The sequence below is a fragment of the Streptomyces lacaronensis genome, from assembly GCF_047337785.1.
GTDB classification, from domain to species: Bacteria; Actinomycetota; Actinomycetes; order Streptomycetales; family Streptomycetaceae; genus Streptomyces; species Streptomyces lycopersici.
Map to the genome: position 1 here is coordinate 1,167,836 of NZ_JBLHDK010000003.1, position 19,090 is coordinate 1,186,925.

The 19,090-nt window shown below is 71.6% G+C and carries 14 protein-coding genes; 6 read left to right on the plus strand and 8 right to left on the minus strand.

From position 1 onward, the window contains the following. The first annotated feature begins 3 nt into the window (after positions 1 to 3). The gene (locus ACMTAK_RS06050) at positions 4 to 711 is read left to right on the plus strand and encodes a pentapeptide repeat-containing protein (protein ID WP_413805199.1); all 708 of its coding nucleotides are present in this window, start codon (positions 4 to 6) and stop codon (positions 709 to 711) included. On the opposite strand, the gene ACMTAK_RS06055 is transcribed toward ACMTAK_RS06050, so the two are convergent. Beyond that, complete coding sequence (locus ACMTAK_RS06055; RefSeq protein WP_413805200.1) at positions 669 to 989, minus strand: hypothetical protein; 321 nt, start codon at positions 987 to 989, stop codon at positions 669 to 671. The two genes, ACMTAK_RS06050 and ACMTAK_RS06055, sit on opposite strands and share 43 nt — an antisense overlap. A gap of 276 nt (positions 990 to 1,265) precedes the next feature. On the opposite strand from ACMTAK_RS06055, the gene ACMTAK_RS06060 reads away from it, so the two are divergent. The 4 genes from ACMTAK_RS06060 to ACMTAK_RS06075 all read left to right on the plus strand — a co-directional run bounded on the left by ACMTAK_RS06060 (position 1,266) and on the right by ACMTAK_RS06075 (position 5,813). Continuing rightward, positions 1,266 to 2,132, plus strand: coding sequence for an AraC family transcriptional regulator (locus tag ACMTAK_RS06060; RefSeq protein ID WP_413805201.1), 867 nt, complete (start codon positions 1,266 to 1,268; stop codon positions 2,130 to 2,132). 140 nt (positions 2,133 to 2,272) lie between these two features. Next, complete coding sequence (locus ACMTAK_RS06065; protein ID WP_413805202.1) at positions 2,273 to 2,668, plus strand: FCD domain-containing protein; 396 nt, start codon at positions 2,273 to 2,275, stop codon at positions 2,666 to 2,668. A gap of 238 nt (positions 2,669 to 2,906) precedes the next feature. Next, the gene (locus ACMTAK_RS06070) at positions 2,907 to 4,187 is read left to right on the plus strand and encodes a YeeE/YedE family protein (protein ID WP_413805203.1); all 1,281 of its coding nucleotides are present in this window, start codon (positions 2,907 to 2,909) and stop codon (positions 4,185 to 4,187) included. 189 nt (positions 4,188 to 4,376) lie between these two features. Further along, complete coding sequence (locus tag ACMTAK_RS06075) at positions 4,377 to 5,813, plus strand: DUF3616 domain-containing protein (protein ID WP_413805204.1); 1,437 nt, start codon at positions 4,377 to 4,379, stop codon at positions 5,811 to 5,813. A gap of 22 nt (positions 5,814 to 5,835) precedes the next feature. Here ACMTAK_RS06075 and ACMTAK_RS06080 read toward each other — a convergent pair whose 3' ends face one another. After that, complete coding sequence (locus ACMTAK_RS06080; RefSeq protein ID WP_413805205.1) at positions 5,836 to 6,624, minus strand: hydrolase; 789 nt, start codon at positions 6,622 to 6,624, stop codon at positions 5,836 to 5,838. Between the two features lie 299 nt (positions 6,625 to 6,923). On the opposite strand from ACMTAK_RS06080, the gene ACMTAK_RS06085 reads away from it, so the two are divergent. Beyond that, positions 6,924 to 7,331: a RidA family protein gene (locus ACMTAK_RS06085; protein ID WP_020865950.1), complete on the plus strand. Its 408-nt coding sequence runs from the start codon at positions 6,924 to 6,926 to the stop codon at positions 7,329 to 7,331. 67 nt (positions 7,332 to 7,398) lie between these two features. Here ACMTAK_RS06085 and ACMTAK_RS06090 read toward each other — a convergent pair whose 3' ends face one another. From ACMTAK_RS06090 to ACMTAK_RS06115, 6 genes are all read right to left on the minus strand, one after another. Further along, entirely contained in the window at positions 7,399 to 7,779 is a 381-nt protein-coding gene (locus ACMTAK_RS06090; RefSeq protein ID WP_413805206.1) for a winged helix-turn-helix transcriptional regulator, read from the minus strand. A 65-nt stretch (positions 7,780 to 7,844) separates the two neighbouring features. Next, the gene (locus ACMTAK_RS06095) at positions 7,845 to 8,729 is read right to left on the minus strand and encodes an alpha/beta fold hydrolase (RefSeq protein WP_413805207.1); all 885 of its coding nucleotides are present in this window, start codon (positions 8,727 to 8,729) and stop codon (positions 7,845 to 7,847) included. A gap of 135 nt (positions 8,730 to 8,864) precedes the next feature. Continuing rightward, entirely contained in the window at positions 8,865 to 9,473 is a 609-nt protein-coding gene (locus ACMTAK_RS06100) for a TetR/AcrR family transcriptional regulator (RefSeq protein WP_413805208.1), read from the minus strand. Positions 9,474 to 9,544: 71 nt separating this feature from the next. Further along, complete coding sequence (locus ACMTAK_RS06105; protein WP_413805209.1) at positions 9,545 to 10,579, minus strand: ACP S-malonyltransferase; 1,035 nt, start codon at positions 10,577 to 10,579, stop codon at positions 9,545 to 9,547. Further along, the gene (locus tag ACMTAK_RS06110; protein WP_413805210.1) at positions 10,576 to 12,012 is read right to left on the minus strand and encodes a class I adenylate-forming enzyme family protein; all 1,437 of its coding nucleotides are present in this window, start codon (positions 12,010 to 12,012) and stop codon (positions 10,576 to 10,578) included. The genes ACMTAK_RS06105 and ACMTAK_RS06110 overlap by 4 nt, the downstream gene beginning before the upstream one ends. Before the next feature lie 130 nt (positions 12,013 to 12,142). Then, positions 12,143 to 19,054 carry an SDR family NAD(P)-dependent oxidoreductase gene (locus tag ACMTAK_RS06115; protein ID WP_413805211.1) on the minus strand — a complete coding sequence of 2,304 codons (6,912 nt, stop codon included), beginning with the start codon at positions 19,052 to 19,054 and terminating at the stop codon, positions 12,143 to 12,145. Positions 19,055 to 19,090: the final 36 nt, after the last annotated feature.

Below are 19,090 nucleotides of genomic sequence, written 5' to 3' on the forward strand. Positions count from 1 at the left end.
CCCATGACCACGCGGTGGCCCCGCTCGCTCTCCTGCCTCATCGTGACCGCCCTGTCCTCGGCCCTGCTCGCCGGGTGTGGGGAGGGCGACGACCACGGCCGGAGCTGTTCCGGCCGTACGGGCAAGGATCTCTCCGGCCGCGCCGTGGCCGGTGGCGACCTGTGGCAGAAGAAGCTGCGGTGCGTCAATCTCGAACGGTCCACCCTGACCGGGCTGGTGTCCGAGGCCAATCTGCGCCGGGGCAATCTCTACGCGGCGCGGCTGGCCACCGTGTCGCTGGAGAACGTCGATCTGCGGGGCGCCGACCTCCGGCGGGCGGACCTCACCTCCGCCACCCTCTCGCAGGTCGATCTGCGCGGCGCCGATCTGAGCGGCGCCAGGCTCGGCAGGGGTCTGCTCACCGATGTCAGCTTCGAGGGCGCACGGCTGGACGACGTGTATCTGCGGGCGGCGTCCCTCACCCATGTCGGCCTCAACGGAGCGGATCTGAGCGGCGCCGACCTGGCCGGAGCCACGGTGTCCGACTCCGATCTCCGCGGCGCGCGGCTGCGGGACGCGGATATCTCGACGACGAGTTGGGAGAACGTCCTCTGCCCGGACGGCTCCCGGTCGAGCGCACGGGTCTCCTGCGCCGACCATCTGGACCGGGCGGCGAAAGGGGCCCCGGGTCAGCTTCCCCCGCCGTCGGCCGCCTTATCCGTCTCCCCCTGAGAGGTCTTCTTCGCGGCGCGATGCGCCTGCTCGAGACCTTTCATATAGGCGTCCAGATAGTCGGTGTCCGACAGCCGGGCGCAGGGCGCGGGAACGGGGTGGGAACGGACCGCTCCGCCCTTGTGGGCGGCGGCCCGGTCGGCGATGGCATCGACACAGGCCCGGGTGAACTCGGCCTTCTCGGCGGCGGCCGGGGTGCCGCTCGGGGTGCTCTTGTCGCGCGCGTCACCGCCGGTGGAACAGCCGGTCAGGAGGAGGGTGATGGCGAAGACTGCCACGGCTTGGACGGTGCGGGTGCCCATGTGTCTCCCAGATGCGTGGATGGTGGGGTGCATCATGCGGCGCGGCGGCGGCGAAGTGGGAGGGCCATGTATGCGTTGTGATGAAACGGTGACCGAACGGACGTACAGATGAACCCCGCCGGAACTCGGGCAAAGCGACGGCCGGGGCGGGCCCGTGACGGACCGGCACACCCGACCGGACCGGGCACAGGATGTCGGGTCCGGCAGGGTGCCGGCTTCCTAACGTGATCAGCGTCAAGGAAGGAGACCGAGGTGCTGGAGCGGCTGAACGAGGCCCTGGACCACGTCGATTCGCGTCTGGATCAGCGGATCGAGGTGGCCGAGCTGGCGCGGATCGCGATGACGTCGGAGTACCACTTCCGGCGGCTGTTCTCCGCGCTGGCGGGGATCTCGCTGTCGGAGTACATCCGGCGCAGACGGCTCACCCTCGCGGGGGCCGAGGTGCTCGCCGGGGAGCGGACGCTCCTGGAGATCGCGGTGCGCTACGGCTACGGCTCGGGGGAGGCGTTCGCGCGGGCGTTCCGGGCCATGCACGGCGTGGGCCCGGGTGAGGCCCGGCGGGCGGGTGCCTCGCTGAGCTCCCAGCCGCGGATGTCCTTCCGCCTCATCGTCGAAGGGAGCAGCAGTATGCGATACCGGGTCGTGGAGAAGGAGCGGTTCCAGGTGGTCGGCAAGAAGGTCCGTGTGCCGCTCGTCCATGAGGGGGTGAATCCGGGGATCGCGGAGTTCATCCGGGGGATCGGCCAGGAGACGATACGGCGGATCGCCGCTCTGTCCGATCAGGAGCCGGAGGGGATCCTCGGGGTGAGCGACGACCTCGATCCGAGCCGGGCCGAGGGAACCGAACTCGACTACTACCACGGGGTGGTGACCGGGGCCGCCGCTCCGGAGGACCTGGACACGCTGGCCGTCCCGGCGGGGACATGGGCCGTCTTCGAGAACTCCGGGCCGTTCCCGCAGGCGCTCCAGTACCTGTGGCGGGACGTCTTCACGCAGTGGTTCCCGTCCAACCCGTACCAGAGCAGGCCGGGGCCGGAGATCCTGCGCACCCGGCTGTCGCAGGACGGGGCGCGGGCGGACGCTGAGCTGTGGATCCCCGTGGAGCGGACCGCGGTCTGACGGTACGTACCGTGGTCCGGTCCGGCCGCCCGCGCCTTGCCCGGGCGGGCGGACCGGGCCCTTCTCACATACGCTCCCGCGCGCCGCGGTCCCCTCGGACCAGTCCGGCGACCGCACAGCAGACGACCAGGACCAGCGCGGTGACGGTCTGGACGGCCACGGCCGGGGCGTCATCGGTGCCCGCCGCCAGGACCAGCGCCCAGCAGGACAGCGTGTGGAACCCACCGATGATCAGGACGGCGAGACAGGTGGCCCGGGGGATGGTCCGCTCCGGAGAGCTGTACGCGTACTTCCTGCCGTATCCGCCGGACTGCCTCCGCGGCAGCAACGAGCAGCACAAGGCCATCCGGGCCGCGCTCGCCGAGCGGGACGCCGCCTCGGCGGCCGCCCTGCTCCGGGACCATGTGGCGGAGCTGCACCACTCGATGTACGTCGGCCTCGCGGACTCCGCCGAGCGGGGCGAGGACGGCTGCCCCGAGGCCGTCCGCGTCTGTGGCCGACTCCATCTGTGGCCGACTCCACAGATCGCATGGTGAGACCGGGGTCCAATTCTTGAAACCCGGACCATATCCTGGAGTGCATGTCCGCACCCGCCCGTCTGCTCTGTCTCGCGCTGTTCGCGAGCTCGGCGTGGTGCGTCGACGACGGCCTCTGTCGCCGCTGAGCCGGAACCAGCCGGTTTCCCCCACCGCGGCCGCCGTCTTGGCGCCACTCCGTCCGGCCGGGCCCTCCCGCCCAGCGTCATCCCCTCTCCTCCATCCCCGGAGTCCGCACGTGACCACCGCCCCGCCCGCCGATGCGGCGAAGACCGCCGCACTGCTGTCCCCCTCCCCCACCTCCGTGCCGCGGCCGGAGGCGCCCGCCGCGCCGCCGGTGCGGCCGGTGCCACTCGCCGTGTCCGGGCTGCTCGCCGTGGCGCTGACCGCGTACGTATGGTCCGCCCACGGGGCCAAGCCCGGCGTCCTGCTGCTCCTCGGCCTCGCCCTGGGTGTCGCCCTCTTCCACTCCCGCTTCGGCTTCACCTCCGCCTGGCGGCAGCTGGTGGCCGTCGGCAACGGCACCGGGCTGCGCGCCCACGCCCTGCTGCTCGGCACCACGGCCACGCTGTTCGCCCTGCTCATCGGCACGAAGACCGGGCTGTTCGGGTCCGTGCCGGCGCCCTCGGGCGGACCGCTGGGGCTCGGGCTGCTGATCGGCTCGTTCCTCTTCGCCGTCGGCATGCAGCTCGGTGGCGCCTGCGCCTCCGGAACCCTCTTCGCGGTCGGCTCGGGGCAGACGTCGATCGTGCTCACGCTCGGCGGCTTCATCGGCGGCGCCACCCTGGCCGCCTGGCAGTTCGACCTGTGGAAGGACCTGCCCTCGCTGGAACCGGTCGTCATGGCGGACCACATCGGCTGGTTCGGCTCCTGGGCGGTGACGATCCTCGTGCTCGCCGCCATCGTCCTGGTCAGCCGGCGCGTCCAGGCCCGCCGCAACCCGCCGCCGATCGGCCCGGTGCCCTCCGCCCGCGGTGCCGCCGCCCGTGTGCTGCGCGGCTCCTGGCCGCTGGCGGTCGGCGCGCTGGCGCTGGCCGTGCTGGGCGCCGGTGTGCTGCTCGTCTCCGGTGGCGCGTGGGGCGTCACCAGCGCCTTCAGCCTGTGGGGCTCGGAGCTGATACGCGCGCTCGGCGGCCATCCGGAGAGCTGGAGCTGGTGGCAGCAGCCCGGGAACAAGGAGATGCTCGCGGGGCCCGTGCTCGCCGACAAGACGAGCCTCACCGACATCGGCATCATGATCGGCGCGGCGGTCGCCGCGGCGCTCGGCGGCACCTGGACCCTGCACCGCGGTGTGCCGTGGCGTACGGCGACCGCGGCGGTGCTCGGCGGGGTGCTGATGGGCATCGGCGCCCGGCTGGCGGGCGGCTGCAACATCGGCGCCTATCTCGCGGGCATCGCCTCCGGCAGCCTGCACGGCTGGGTCTGGGGCGCCTTCGCCCTCCTCGGCACCTGGGCCGGGCTGAAGCTGCGGCCGTTCTTCGGGCTCGGGAACCCGAAGCCGGGCGACGGCGTCTGCTGACGGCGGCGGGCCCGTGGGCGGGGGTCGCGGGAGTCCACGGAGCCGGGAGTCCACGGGCCGGGAACGGTTCATGGGTCATGAGGGGTGCATGTTCGATGATCGTTCATGCGCACGCCATGTAGGTGATCCATCGTCAGGGCGGTGTGCCGGTCCGCCGACCGGACCCGCAGCCGACGAAGGGTGCTCACGATGGTCCCGGTCCCGTCCCATGCCGCTCCCCCGCGCCGTACCCGCCGGGTCCTCCCCGCCGCCGCGCTGGCGCTCGTGGCCGGTGCCGTGACGCTGTCCGCGCTCCCGGGCTCCGCGATGGCCGGGAGCACGGGCTACGGCACGCCGACCATCAAGCTCGCCACCTCGTACCTGTCCGGCGCCGTCGGCGCCACCGGCGACCCGACGGTGACCGTGAAGATCGCCCAGAGCGGCGCCGACACGGGCGCGCTCACCGTGTCCGCCACCGCCACCACCCACGGTTCGGTCGCCCGGGCCGGGGACGTCACGGTGACCGGCACCGGCGCCACCCGCGAGGTGGCCGTACGGGCACGCGGCAAGGGCTACACCGACCTCACCCTCGAGGTGACCGGCCTCGGTGGCAAGAGCGCCACCACCACCCTGCGCTACGCGGCCTCCGGCGCCGTGCGGAACGCCGCCGACACCCGCTACCTGACCGGCTCCAGCGACTCCTCCGCCGCCGTGGACGTCGGCGGCGGCTATATGGTCGTCGCCGACGACGAGTCCAACGTCCTGCGCCTGTACCGGCGCGACGCGTCCGGCGCGCCGGTGCGCACCTGGGACGTCAGCTCCGACCTGGACGTCGACAAGGAGATCGACATCGAGGGCGCGGCCCGCGTCGGCGACACCGTCTACTGGACCGGCTCACTGGGCAACAACAAGGACGGTGAGCCGAAGGAGGACCGCTTCACCCTCTTCACCACCACCGTCTCCGGTTCGGGCGCCGACACCGACCTCCAAGTCGGCGGCTCGTACCAGGGCCTGCGCGACGACCTGGTGGACTGGGACAAGGCCAACGGCGACCGGCTCGGCTTCGCCAAGGGCACCGCGGACGGCCAGGTGCCCAAGCGGATCGACGGATTCAACGTCGAGGGCCTGGAGTTCGCACCCGGCTCGGGATCCACCGCGTACATCGGCTTCCGGGCGCCGCTGGTGCCGCCCGCCGACGGCGGCAAGGCGCTGCTGGTCCCGGTCACCAACGCCGACGAGCTGGCCCGGTCCGTGGGCGACAAGGACACCCACGCCACCTTCGGCGATCCGATCACCCTCGACCTCGGGGGCCTGAGCGTCCGCGACATCCGCCGCAACGACAAGGGCCAGTACCTGATCGTGGCCGGTTCCTGGGCGGCCGAGGACAACAGCGCCCCGTACGCGCTCTACTCCTGGGACGGCGTCGCCGGACACCAGCCGGTCAAGCGGCTCGACCTGCCGACGGCCGACCCGGGCGGCTGGGAGATCGTGGTGGACGTGCCCGACCTCGCGGCGCCCGGCGCCCGCGCCCAGGTCATCACCGACGGGGGCTCGGCCGACCTGTACGGGGACGGCACCGAGGCCAAGGACCTGGAGCACGAGGAGTGGAAGAAGTCCCGGTCGGTCACGTTCCCCCTGAACCCCTGAACACGGTTTTCCTGACGGCTCTTCAGCAGCCGATACGGGAGGTGCCGACGGCCACGTCGTCGTACCAGAGGGTGTCGTCGCCCTCGCCGTAGCTCTCCCAGCCCAGCCGCAGATCGGCCGGGGCGGGCCGCCACCCGCCCCGGTTCAGCCACTGCTGGTCGACGTCCTGGGTCGGGGTGCCGTCGACCACCAGGCCGGTGACGAGCCCGCCGTTCACCCAGGTGTCCAGGCGGCCCGCGGCGCGGTCGAGCCGGAACTCCAGACAGGTCCAGGTGTTGACGGGCAGCGGGGTGCTGAGCGCGACGCCCGCCGGGCTCTGGGCGGGGAGGGTGGCGTCGTCCGACTCGCGGTTCCACTGGAGCGCCTTGTTCTGCCCGCCCATGCGCAGGTCCTTGCCGTTGTCGTTGGTGTCGCGCAGGGCGGCGAACGTGACGTGCTGGGCGGGCAGCGCGGTGGTGTGGCGGACCCAGAAGCGGGCGTAGAGGTCGCCGCCGGACGGCAGCCCGGACAGCGAGGTGCCGGCGAAGGCGTGGTTGCAGTACCCCGCCTTGCCGTTGATCCGGACCGACTTGGTGCCGCCGTGCGCCATCGTGGTGTCCACGGTGGCGGTGCCGGTGCCCGAGCAGTTGGCCACGGCCGTGGTCCAGCGGCCCGCGGGGGTGGTCCCGGTCTGGGACTCGAAGTCCTCGCAGAAGCCGTTGGCGGCGCAGGCCGCCGGTCGCGCCGAGGCCCGTGGCGCGGCCGGGGCGGTCAGCGCCACCGCCACGGCCACCGCGGCGACGGCCAGGGCGCGGTGTGGTGTGGGGGTCATGGGAGATCCTTCGGCTGGTCGGGAGGATGGGGAGCGCCTGAGCTTGGGAGCGCTCCCATGCTTGCCTCGCACTGTAGCCCGTACATGACAACCCCGGAAGGCCGAACGCCCGCGCAACTGGCGCGCAAGCCGCTTCACCCCGCCGGTCACCAAAAGGTTCCCCAGTCACCGAAAAGTGCGTTCTTCCATGTCAGAGGCCGCTCTCTTACGGTTTCCGGGTAACCACGAGAGAGCACGGGCTCTTGGATTCCGTGGCAGCGAGCGAGCCCGTGGGCTCCCATGACGAGAGGGCAGGCAGTATGGCCATCACCCTGGTAAACCCCAGCGGATTGCCGGAGATCGACGCGTACCGACAGGTGTCGATCGCGACCGGGTCAAGGCTGATCCACATCGCCGGGCAGGTGGCCTGGGACGCCGATGGGGTCACGGTCGGCGAAGGCGATCTCGCCGCTCAGGTCGAGCGGTGCTACCTCAACATCGCCACCGCCCTGGCCGAGGTCGGTGGCTCCTTCGACGATGTGGCGAAGCTGACCGTCTACGTCGTCGACTGGACCCCCGACAAGATGCCCCAGTTCCTGGAGGGGGCCGCGCGGGCGGCCGCGAAGCTGGGGGTCACCCCGGTCCCGCCGGGCACGCTGCTGGGCGTCGCGGCGCTGGACGTGCCCGAGCATCTGGTCGAGATCGAGGCCACCGCGGTCCTGGACTGAGCGTGGCCGCGCGGTGGCCCCACCTCTTGTGAGGCCACCGCGCGGCTCGGGTGAGCGTTCCGCTCGTTCAGGCGTCGAAGCGGCGGCGGGATTCCTCGATATGACCGAGGTACGTATGCGTCCAGCCGCACATTCCATCGACCGTCGCCCGCAGGGCCCGGCCCGCCTCGGTGAGGGTGTACTCGACCCGTGGCGGCACGATGGGATGCACCTTCCGCTCGACCAGGCCGTTGCGCTCCAGCATGCGCAGGTTCTGGGTGAGCATCTTGTGGCTGATGCCCTCGACCTCGTTCCGCAACTCGCTGAAGCGCAGGGTGCGTTCACCGAGGAACTCGATGATCAGGAACGCCCACTTGTTGGCGACATCCGCGAAGATCTCCCGCGCCAGCGAGTCCGCGCGCATCAGATCGGCGTCCTCGGGCGAGCCCGTGTACTGCTTGGTCCCCATGAAATCACTCTCCTACAGTTCTCCAGTCACCACAAGAGAGCACGGATACGGGGAGCCGACTCGGATCAGGTGAGCCGGTCGTTCAGGAACGTCAGCAGTACATCGGCCACCTCGCCCGGCACCTCCTCGGCGAGGTCGTGTCCGGCCTCGAAGACATGGCCGGTGACATCGTGGGCGAGCAGCCGCATCTGGGCCTCGTTCCGGTCGCCGATGAACGCGTCGCCGCCGAGCGCCAGCACCGGGATGTCCAGCTTCGTCCGCGCCGCCTCCCGGTTCTGCCCGGCGTCGACGAGCATCGCCCGATAGATCGCCAGCATCGAGCGGATACCGCCGGGCATGGAGTAGCAGCGCACATATTCCTCGATCGCGTCCGCGGTGGCGGTGTCGGGGTGGCTGCGCTCCTCCTTCAGCATGTACGTGATGAGCTCGCACTCATGCCCGGCGATCAGCATCTCGGGTACGTCCGGCTGGAAGTAGAAGCCCAGATGCCACAGGAACATCCCGCCCGAGACGTTCTCATGGGTCAGGGCGGTGTGGTCCTCGAAGCCGAACCCGGGCAGCAGCGCCTCGGCGAACACCAGCGCCTCGACGTGATCTCGGTGCCGGGCGGCGAGCTGATAGCCGACCACCGCTCCCCAGTCCTCGCCCATCACGGTGTAGGTGTCGTGCCCGAGATGGGCCATCAGCGCGGCGATGTCCTCGCTCATCGTGGCGCAGTCGAAGCCGTCCGCGGGATGGGCGGAGTCGCCCAGACCACGGAGGTCCGGTACGACGACGGTGTGCCGTGCCGTCAGCTTCGGGACCAGGTGCCGCCAGTGATAGCCGGTCTTGGGCACGCCGTGCAGCAGTACCACCACCGGGCCGGAGCCGGCCGTTCGGTAATGCAGCTTCGTCCCGTTGACGGCGGCGCGGCCGGTGCGGAGAGGTGCTCCACGATGGTCGGAAATCATTGCTTCTCCATGATCGATCTCGGGGTTTCGGGTGTTTCTTCGATTTCGGGACTGAGTGGTCTCGAATGAACGCAGGCATGAGCCACCGGCGACCACAGGTGTCTTCCGCGCTCGCGCGGCCGTGGACTGCCGCCGTCAGTCGGTGACGGCGGCCGCCGGTGGGGTCAGCATCGCCATGACGGCGTCGACGGAGGTGGTGATGCGGTCACGCTGGTCCACGCCCGCGCACGACAGCACCTTCAGACCGCTGTTGAGCGAGGCCAGCATGGTGGCCGCGGACCTCGGGTCCACGCCGGGGGCCAGCTCGCCCTCCGCGTGGGCCCTCAGCAGCGCGCCGTAGAGCGCGGTCTCGAGGCGGCTTCGGTTGCCCTCCAGGCGCCGCGCGATCTCGGGGTCCGAATCGCCGTGTTCCACCGTGGCGTTGACCGCGAAGCAGCCCTGGGGTGTGTCCGGTTTCGGGGCCGCCGCGCTGGTCTCCAGGAGATCCCGGACGGCGTCCAGGGCCGATGTTCGCGACGCCAGGATGTCGGCCGGGCTCGGCCCCGCGCCGCCGGAGAGGAAGCGGTCGAGCGCGGCCAGGTACAGTCCGCGTTTGGAACCGAAGGTCCCGTACAGACTTGCCCGTGCGATGCCCAGCTCGTCCACCAGGTCGCTGGTGGACGTCCCCTCGTAGCCCTTGCGCCAGAACAGCCGCATCGCGGCGTCCAGCGCGACCTCCGGATCGAATTCCTTCCTCCGTGCCATACCGGCACGCTAACCCTTTTGAGATCGATCAGTCAATTACACGGGGGCGCTGCCCGGGGGCAGCGCCCTCATCACCGCCTCGCCCGGCGGGCACTCCGCTGCCGGACCCGCGGGCGCATCGCCTTGCGGGCGTCGATGGCCACGACCTCGAAGTTGTCCACGGTGCGGTTCACCCGGCCGAAGAGGTTGTCCGGACCCGCGATGCAGACCTTGGTGATGCCGTGCTCCCGCATCGTGTCCACCATGTCCGGCCAGCGGATCGGGCGGTCGAAGGTGTCGAGCAGCATGGTGCGCACACCGTCCGCCTCGGTCAGCAGCGCGCCGTTCTGGTCGGCGACGACCGGCAGCTTGGGGTCGGCCACCTCGAAGGTGCCGAGGACCTCCTCCTCCGCCTTGCGGCGCAGGGCGCCGAACGCCGGGGCGTGCACGGGCGGCCACATGGTGTACATGTTGTAGCCGCCGAGCTCGCCGATCCGCTTCTTGAACCGGTCGAGCACGGGCTCGCGCAGGGACACGAGGTAGAAGCCCTGGTCGATGTAGCCGGAGACGTCGTGCCACTCCCCCTCGGCGTCCAGTTCGGCCAGCGCCTCCTTGAGCCGCTCCTCGGGGGTGTGGATCACGCAGTGCGTGACCGCCTCACGGTGCTCCTGCCGGAAGTACTCCTCCTCGCAGCGCGCCAGCTCGGCGGTGAGCCGCACGGTCTCCTCGAACGGCAGCGACCCCGCGTAGGTCACCGCGGCCCGCTGGCCGAAGCTCGGTCCGGCGCACAGCTCGGGCCGCTCCCCCAGCGTCTCCTCCGCCCAGTCGGCGAGGGAGAGACACACGGTCAGGAAGGCGATCTGGGTGTGCGCGGCGTACTGCGCCTCCTCGTCGGCGTCCGACTGGCGGTACCGGTCGAACACGGAGTACCCCACGACCTCGTCGGCGATCGCGAGCCGGCGCCGGGCATGGGGGTTGGTCAGCAGGAACTCGCCCACGTCGGTGAAGCGGAAGGGTCCCATCCCGGGGAAGACCATCGCCGTACGGCCGGTCTGCGACTCTGTCGCCTGCGGCTCGGTGGCCTGTGGCTCGGTGGCCTGTGGCTCGGTGCTCTGCTGCTCTGTCATGCCTTCGCTCCCGGCGCCAGGTCGAGGGCCAGTTGCTCGAGCTGTCGTTTGTCGGGCTTGCCGTTGCGGTTCAGGGGGAATCGCTCCAGGACGTGAATGCGGTTGGGGTGCTCGAAGTCGGGCAGCAGGGAGGTGATCGGCTCCCGCCAGTACCGCGGCTCGCGCTGCTGCTCGTCCTCGACGAAGAAGAGGAGCTGGCAGCCGCGCTGTTCGTCGGGGACGGGGACGACCTTGACGAGGCAGCCGCCCGCGGCCAGCTTGTGCTCGATGATCTCGGGGTAGAGCGTGTGGCCGTTGCGGTGCACCGCGGCCTTCCTGCCGAGGACGAAGAGGTTGTCCCCGCCGTCCAGATAGCCGAAGTCGCCGGTGGGGTACCAGTCGGTCTTGGTGGGGTCGACGGGGGCGACCGTGCCGTCCTCCGCCAGATAGCCCTCCATCAGGTCGGGCGAGTGGACCTGGATCTCCCCGACTTCGCCGGAGGTGAGCACGGCGCCCTCGTCGTCGACGATCCGCAGCTTCAGGCCCTCGACGGCCCGTCCGCAGGCGACCACGTTGTCCTCGGTCGCGAAGGCCACGTTCCCGGCCTCGGTGCTGCCGTAGCTGTCCAGCAGGGGCAGTCCGAACCGCTTGACGTAGTCGCCGACCAGGCCGGGGTCCAGCGGGGCCGCCCCGCTGCAGAACATCCGGACGTCGGACAGCTCGTCCGCCAGGGCGGGCTTGCGGCCGATCATGTTGAGCATGCTGCGGTAGCTGGCCGGGGTGGCGTCGACCACCGTGGCCCCGCAGGTGCCCGCCATGGTCATCGCCCGGTCCAGCCGCCGGTAGGGCGCGATGACCAGCGAGCACTTGACCAGCCAGGCGATGAGCACCATGGACAGCCCGTACTGGTGGGAGAAGGGCAGCAGCGGCAGCAGGACGTCATCGGGGCGGTGGCCCACCTGCTGGGCGTTGCGCTCCAGGTTCTTCAGGAACTTCGCCCCGGTCTTGACGACGCCCTTGGGCTCCCCGGTGGACCCGGAGGACCACATGATCAGGCCGTCGGGCAGCTCGCGCCAGGTGTCGAGGGACAGCCGCTGCTCGGCGGGGGTCTGCTCCGTGGAGGCCACGAGCAGCTCGTAGATGGTGACGCGGGCCGGGCCGCTCTCGGGCATCGGGGTGTCGTCGTCGACCACACAGATCTTGACGCCGGCCCGGTCACAGATGCGCTGTGTCGCCTCCGCCCGCTCCTGGTGGTCGACCATGACGATCGACGCACCGGTGTGCATCAGGGCGAGGAGGGCCCCGACGTAGCCGGCGGAATTGCCCGCCTTCAGCATGACCCGGGTGCCGTCGCCGACGCCGCGCTCGCGGAGCGCTTCGGCTATGGCCAGGGCCCTCTGCTCGAACTCGGGAAGCGCATACACCGCTTCCGTCGCAAAGACCTTTGCGGTCATCGGGTTTCACTGTGCCTTTCTTCTTCTTGAAGCCTCTTGGGGTGAGAAACACCCGCGCCGCCGGGGCCCTTCGAGACATGGCCCGGGAGTGCGAGTCCCCCCGGAGATCTCCGGAGGGACTCGGCCTTCGTCAGTTGCCGAGATCCTCGAGCATCATGTCGATCAGGGCGTCGTCGTCCATCGCGTCGATGGAGTCCGTCTCCTTCTCCTCGGTGTCTGTCTCGGCCTGGTCCTTGCCGCCGGCCAGTTCGGTGAGCGTGTCCAGCAGACCGGCACGGCGCAGGCGCGCCAGCGGAATCGACGCCAGGAGGGCGCGGATCCTGGCCTCTTCGGGATCGACGTCCGGTTCGGCCGGGCTGTCCGTGGCCACCCGGCCGCGCAGATACTCGGCGAGCGCGGCGGGCGTGGGGTTGTCGAAGATCAGCGTGGAGGGAAGGCGGAGCCCGGTGGCCGAGTTCAGCCGGTTACGGAACTCCACACCCGCCAGTGAGTCGAAGCCGAGGCTCTGGAAGGAGCGGTCGGGCTTGATGGACTGGGCGCTGCTGTGGCCCAGCACCATCGCCGCGCTGCCACACACCAGGGCGAGCAGCGCATGGTCGAGTTCGGCTCCGGAGAGACCGGCCAGCTGCTCCTTGGCCGACTCGGCAGCGGTCGCCTTCCCGTCGGCCGCCGCCCTGCTCCGCACCCGGACCGCGCCCCGCAGCAGGGTGGGGATATCGGTCTGGCCGCTGAGCGCCGAGGTCTCCAGCCGCATCGGCACGAGCAGGGCGTCCTCACTGGTCCGGCCGGCGTCCAGCAGACGCAGACCGTCCGCCATGGACAGGGCCGCCATGCCCTCGCGCGCCATGCGCACCATGTCCGCCTGGCTGAGCGTGCCGGTCATGCCGCCGGCCTGCTCCCACGGTCCCCAGGCCAGCGATACGGCGGGGAAACCGAGCGCGCGCCGATGTGCGGCGAGCGCGTCCAGGAACGAGTTGGCCGCGGCGTAGTTGCCCTGTCCCGGGCTGCCGAACACACCGGCGACGGACGAGAACATCACGAACTCCGCCAGGTCCAGATGGCGGGTCAGCTCGTGCAGGTTCCACGCCGCGTCGACCTTCGGCTCGAAGACCGCGTCGATCCGCTTCGGCGACAGAGTGTCGATGACACCGTCGTCGAGTACGCCCGCCGCGTGCACGACCGCGGTCAGCGGGTGGTCGGCGGGCACGTCGGACAGCACCCGCTCCAGCGAGGCGCGGTCGGCCACATCGCAGGCCGCCACCGTCACCGACGCGCCCGCCTCGGTCAGTTCGGCCTTGAGGTCGGCGGCGCCCTCCGCGTCCGGCCCGCGCCGGGAGACCAGGACCAGGTTGCGCACTCCGCGCTCGGCCACCAGGTGGCGCGCCACCTCGCTGCCCAGGCCGCCGGTGCCACCGGTCACCAGCACCGAACCCTCGGGGTTCAGGGCGCTGGGCATGGTGAACACGTTCTTGCCGATGTGCCGGGCCTGGCTGATGTACCGCACCGCGTCCGGTGCCCGGCGCACGTCCCACGCCGTCACCGGGAGGGGGTGCAGTGCGCCACGGTCGAAGAGGTCGACCAAGTCGGCCAGCATCCGCTGGACCCAGTCGTAGTCGGCCACGTCCAGGTCGAACGCCGTGTACTTCACCCCGGGGTGGTCCTGCGCGACGACCTCGGGGTCCCGCAGGTCGATCTTGCCCATCTCCAGGAACCGCCCGCCCCTGGGCAGCAGCCGCAGGGAGGCGTCGACGAACTCGCGGGCGAGCGAGTCCAGCACCACGTCCATGCCCCGGCCGTCGGTGGCCTCCGTGAAGCGCCGCTCGAACTCCAGGTCACGCGTCGAGGCGATGTGCTTCTCGTCGAATCCCATCGCCCGCAGGGTGTCCCACTTGCCGGGGCTGGCCGTGGCGTACACCTCGGCACCGAGGTGGCGTGCGAGTTGCACGGCCGCCATGCCCACACCACCGGTGGCGGCATGCACCAGGATGGTCTCGCCCTCCTGGAGCTCGCCGAGTTCCACCAGGCCGATGTAGGCCGTCAGGAAGACCAGCGGCACCGACGCCGCCTGCGCGAACGTCCAGCCGCTCGGCATGGGGACGATCCGCCGCCGGTCGGTGACCGCGACCGGCCCGAACGATGCGTCGATCATGCCCATGATCCGGTCACCGGGTGCCAGGTCGGTGACTCCCGGGCCGACCTCCAGGACCACACCGGCGCCCTCGCCACCCATCGTGGCGTGGTCGTCGGGGTACATGCCGATGGCGATCAGCGCGTCACGGAAGTTCAGACCGGCGGCGCGCACCGCGATCCGCACGTATCCGGGTGCCAGCGGCTCCTCCGCGGCCGGATCGGGCAGCAGCGAGAGGCTGTCCAGGGTGCCACCGCCCGTGGTGCCGAGCTTCCACGCCGATGTGCCGGCGGGAGCCTCGAGCACCCGCCCGGCGGCGTTCCTGGCGAGCCGGGGAATCAGCCCCCGGCCCACGCGGAGCGCCACCTCGCGCTCGCCCGCCGCGATCGCGGCCGTCACCACGCCGGCGGCCGCGGTGGCCGACTCGGCGTGGCGGTCGATGTCCACCAGCTGGATCCGGCCCGGGTTCTCCGTGGCCGCCGAACGCAGCAGTCCCCAGACCGCGGCGTTGGACAGTCCGGCGACGCCCTCACCCGGGCCCGTCGCGACCGCGTCGCTGGTCACCACGACCAGCCGGGACCCGTCGAACCGGTCCTCCGCCAGCCAGGACTGCACCAGGGCCAGCGCCCGGTGGGTCGCCTTCCGAGCGGCGTCGGCGAGGTTCCCGGCGTCCGGCCCGGCGGGCTCGCCGCCGCACCAGGCCCAGACCACATCCGGCACCGCGGCACCCTCGTCGACGGCGGCGACGAGCGCGTCCACCCCGGTGTACTCGGCGTACTCGACGGCGGAGGCGGTGAGCAGCTCGGCCACCCGCGCCCGGTCGGCGCCGATCACCGCCGTGGACGCGCCGTCCACGGTCCGCTCGCCGTCCCGCGCGGCGGCGAACTCGTCCCAGTTGGCCCGGAACAGCGTTCCGTCGCTGCCGGTGGCGCGCGGCCCGGACGCGAACCGCTCGGCCGCCACCTCGCGCACCACCAGCGACTCCACCGAGGCGACGGGCGCACCCGTGGCGTCGGTCACCAGCAGCGCGACCGTGTCCTTGCCCTGCGGGCGCAGCCGCACCCGCACCCGTGCGGCGCCCACCGCGTGCCGGGTCACCCCGGTGAAGGAGAACGGCAGCGTCACCCGTCCGCTCTCGCCGCCGAAGTCGCCCATCTCCATGGCGTGCAGAGCGGCGTCGAGCAGGGCGGGGTGCAGGCCGAACCGTCCGGCTTCCTGGGCGGCCGAGTCCGGCAGCGCCACCTCGGCGTAGACGTCGCCATCCAGCCGCCAGACCGACTCCAGCCCCTGGAAGACCGGACCATATCCGTAGCCGACCTGGGCGAGGCCCTCGTAGAAGCCCTCCATGGGCACTTGCTCGGCGCCCGGGACGGGCCATTGCAGCAGGCTGTCGGTGACCGCGGCGCCGCTGTCGGCCTCGAGGACGCCCTGGGCGTGGCGCACCCACTCCTCGCCCGGCTCGTCGCTGTCGGAGCGCGAGTACACGCCGAGGGGCCGTACCCCGGACTCGTCGACGGGACCGACCACGAGCTGGACGCGGACGCCACCCTGCTCCGGCAGCAGGAGCGGGGTTTCGAGGGTGAGTTCACCGAGCCGTCCGGCACCGGTCTCGGCGCCGGCGAGCAGGCCCAGTTCGACGAAACCGGTGCCGGGGAAGAGCACTCCGCCGGCCACGGCGTGGTCGGCGAGCCACGGGTGGGTCTGCAACGACAGGCGCCCGGTCAGCACGGTGCGGTCGCCCTCGGCCAGTTCGGTGACCCCGCCGAGCAGCGGGTGGTCCACCCTGCCGAGCCCCACGCTCCGGGCGTCGCCGGTCACGGCGCCGCCCGACTCCAGCCAGTACCGCTTGTGCTGGAAGGCGTAGGTCGGCAGGGCGACCCGGCGGGCGCCGCGCCCGGAGTACACCGCGTCCCAGTCCACACCGACGCCGTTCGCGTACAGGGTGGCGACCGCCTCCGCCAGTGTCTTGGCCTCGGCACGGCCGGAGCGGGCCAGGGGCACGAAGGCCGCGTCGGCGCCGACGGCGTCCAGGCAGTCCTGGCCCATCGCGGTCAGCACGGCGTCGGGGCCGAGCTCCACGCAGGTCGTCACGCCCTGGTCGGCGAGGCGGCGCATGCCGTCGTCGAAGCGGACCGCCTCGCGCACATGGCGGACCCAGTACTCGGGGGTGGCCAGTTCGGCGCCCGCGACATCGCCGGTGACGTTGGAGATGACCGGGATCGCCGGGGCCGAGTACGCCAGGCAGGCGGCGAGCTGGCCGAACTCCTCCAGCATGGCGTCCATCCGGGGGGAGTGGAACGCATGGCTCACCCGCAGCCGCTTGGTCTTGCGGCCCTGGGCCTCCCAGTGGCCGGCGAGTTCGAGGACCGCGTCCTCGTCGCCGGAGAGCACCACCGAGGTGGGGCCGTTGAGCGCCGCGAGCGAGACCTGGTCCTCGCGGCCCGTCAGGCTTCCGGCCACCTCCTCCTCCGACGCCTGGACGGCCACCATCGCGCCGCCCTCGGGCAGCTCCTGCATCAGCCGCCCGCGGGCCGCCACCAGGGCGGACGCGTCCTCCAGGGACAGCACCCCGGCAACGTGCGCGGCGGCGATCTCGCCCACCGAGTGCCCCATCAGGAAGTCGGGGCGCACGCCCCAGGACTCCAGCAGGCGGAACAGGGCCACCTCGAAGGCGAACAGCCCGGCCTGGGTGAACATCGTCTGGTCGAGTTCGTCACCGGCCGCGGCCGCGTCGCCGTCCTCGGGGCCGAAGACCACGTCGAGCACGGAGGTGCCGAGACGCACGTCCAGATAGTCACACGCCTCGTCGAAGACGTCGGCGAACAGCGGGTAGGTCTCGTAGAGCTCGCGGCCCATGCCCGGCCGCTGGGCGCCCTGTCCCGTGAACAGGAACGCCATCCGCTGCGCGGTGGACCTGCCCGTCACCACGCCCGGTGCGTCGGTGTCCTCGGCGATGCCCGCGAGTCCCCGGAGCAGCCCGTCGCGGTCGGCGGCCACCACCACGGCCCGATGTTCGAGCGCGGCACGTGTCATGGCGGACGACCAGCCGACGTCGACCGGCCGCAGCGAGGAGTCGCGCACCACGTGTTCGCGCAGCCTTGCGGCCTGTGCCCGCAGCGCCTCCTCGCTCCTGGCGGACACCAGCCACGAGATGGGCTGGGAGGCGGTCTCCGGGTCCTCGGCGTCGTCCGCCGTCAGGGTGGGCTCCTGCGGCGGTGCCTGCTCGATGATGGCGTGTGCGTTGGTGCCGCTCATGCCGAACGAGGAGATACCGGCACGGCGTGGCCGTCCGGTCTCCGGCCAGGCGCGCTGCTCGGCGAGCAGCGCCACGCCGCCCGACGACCAGTCCACGTGCGGGGTCGGCACCTCCACGTGCAGCGTCTTGGGCAGGATGCCGTGGCGCATGGCCATCACCATCTTGATGACGCCACCCACACCTGCCGCCGCCTGGGTGTGGCCGATGTTCGACTTGAGGGACCCCAGCCACACCGGCTGTCCCTCCGGCCGGCTCCCGCCGTAGGTGGCGATCAGCGCCTGGGCCTCGATGGGGTCGCCGAGCGAGGTTCCGGTGCCGTGCGCCTCGATCACGTCGACCTGGTCCGCGGTCAGCTCGGCGTTGGCCAGCGCCTGCCGGATGACACGCCGCTGGGAGCTCCCGTTGGGGGCCGTCAGACCGTGGCTGGCGCCGTCCTGGTTGACGGCGGAGCCGCGCACGATCGCCAGCACCTCGTGGCCGTTGCGGCGGGCGTCGGAGAGCCGCTCCACCAGGAGGACGCCGACGCCCTCGGCCCACGAGGTGCCGTCGGCCTCTGCGCCGAACGCCTTGCAGCGCCCATTGGAGGAGAGCCCGCGCTGGCGGCTGAAGAGGATGAAGTCACCCGGGGTCGGCATGGTGGCGACACCGGTGGCGAGCGCCAGATCGCATTCGCCCTGGCGCAGCGAGTGCGCCGCCTGGTGCAGGGAGACCAGCGACGAGGAGCACGAGGTGTCCACGGTCCACGCCGGGCCCTCGAAGCCGAAGGTGTAGGAGATACGTCCGGCGGCGAGGCTGCCCGCGATCCCGGTCAGCGCGTAGCCTTCGAGGCCGCTCTTGGTGCTTTGCAGGTGGGGCCCGTAGTCGTGGTGCTCCGCGCCGGTGAAGACGCCGGTCCTGCTCCCCCGCAGCTTGGTCACGTCGATACCGGCCCGCTCGAAGACCTCCCAACTGGTCTCCAGCAGCAGCCGCTGCTGCGGGTCCATGGCGAGCGCCTCACGCGGCGATATGCCGAAGAACTCCGCGTCGAACTCGGGCGCGTCGTGGATGAACCCGCCCTCGGTCGCGTAGCTGGTGCCGGGCTGGTCCGGGTCCGGGCTGTAGAGCGCCTCCAGGTCCCAGCCCCGGTCGGTGGGGAACGGGGTGATGGCGTCGACACCCTCGACGACGACCTTCCACAGGTCCTCGGGGCTGCCCACGCCTCCGGGGAAGCGGCAGCTCATCCCGACGATCGCGATGGGGTCGTCCGAGCCCACGACGGCACGCGCGGGGGCGGTGTCGTCCGTGGCCACGGGGAAGATCTGCCGGTGGAGGTGGTCCACCAGTTCGCTGGGCGTCGGGTAGTCGTAGACGAGCGACACCTCGAGCGTGAGCCCGGTGGCCGCCACCAGTCCGCGGTGCAGATTGACCGCCGCGAGCGAGTCCAGCCCCAGGTCGAGGAAGGAGCTCTCGGCGTCGAGGGTGCGCGGTGACTCGGACCGCAGTGCCCCGGCGACATGCGCGCGTACCAGGTCGAACAGGACCCTGCGCTGCTCGTGGTCCGGCAGTTCTCGAAAGTCCGGTGCGAGTGGAGGAAGTTCGCCTGGGCTCTCCCCGCGATCCGGCCCAGCCTGGATTCCGGACTCTCCTGAGTCGCTGGACCCGCGCAACATGCTGCTCACCTAACTCCTGCTTCGTGGAAGACCTTGCGTCAAAGC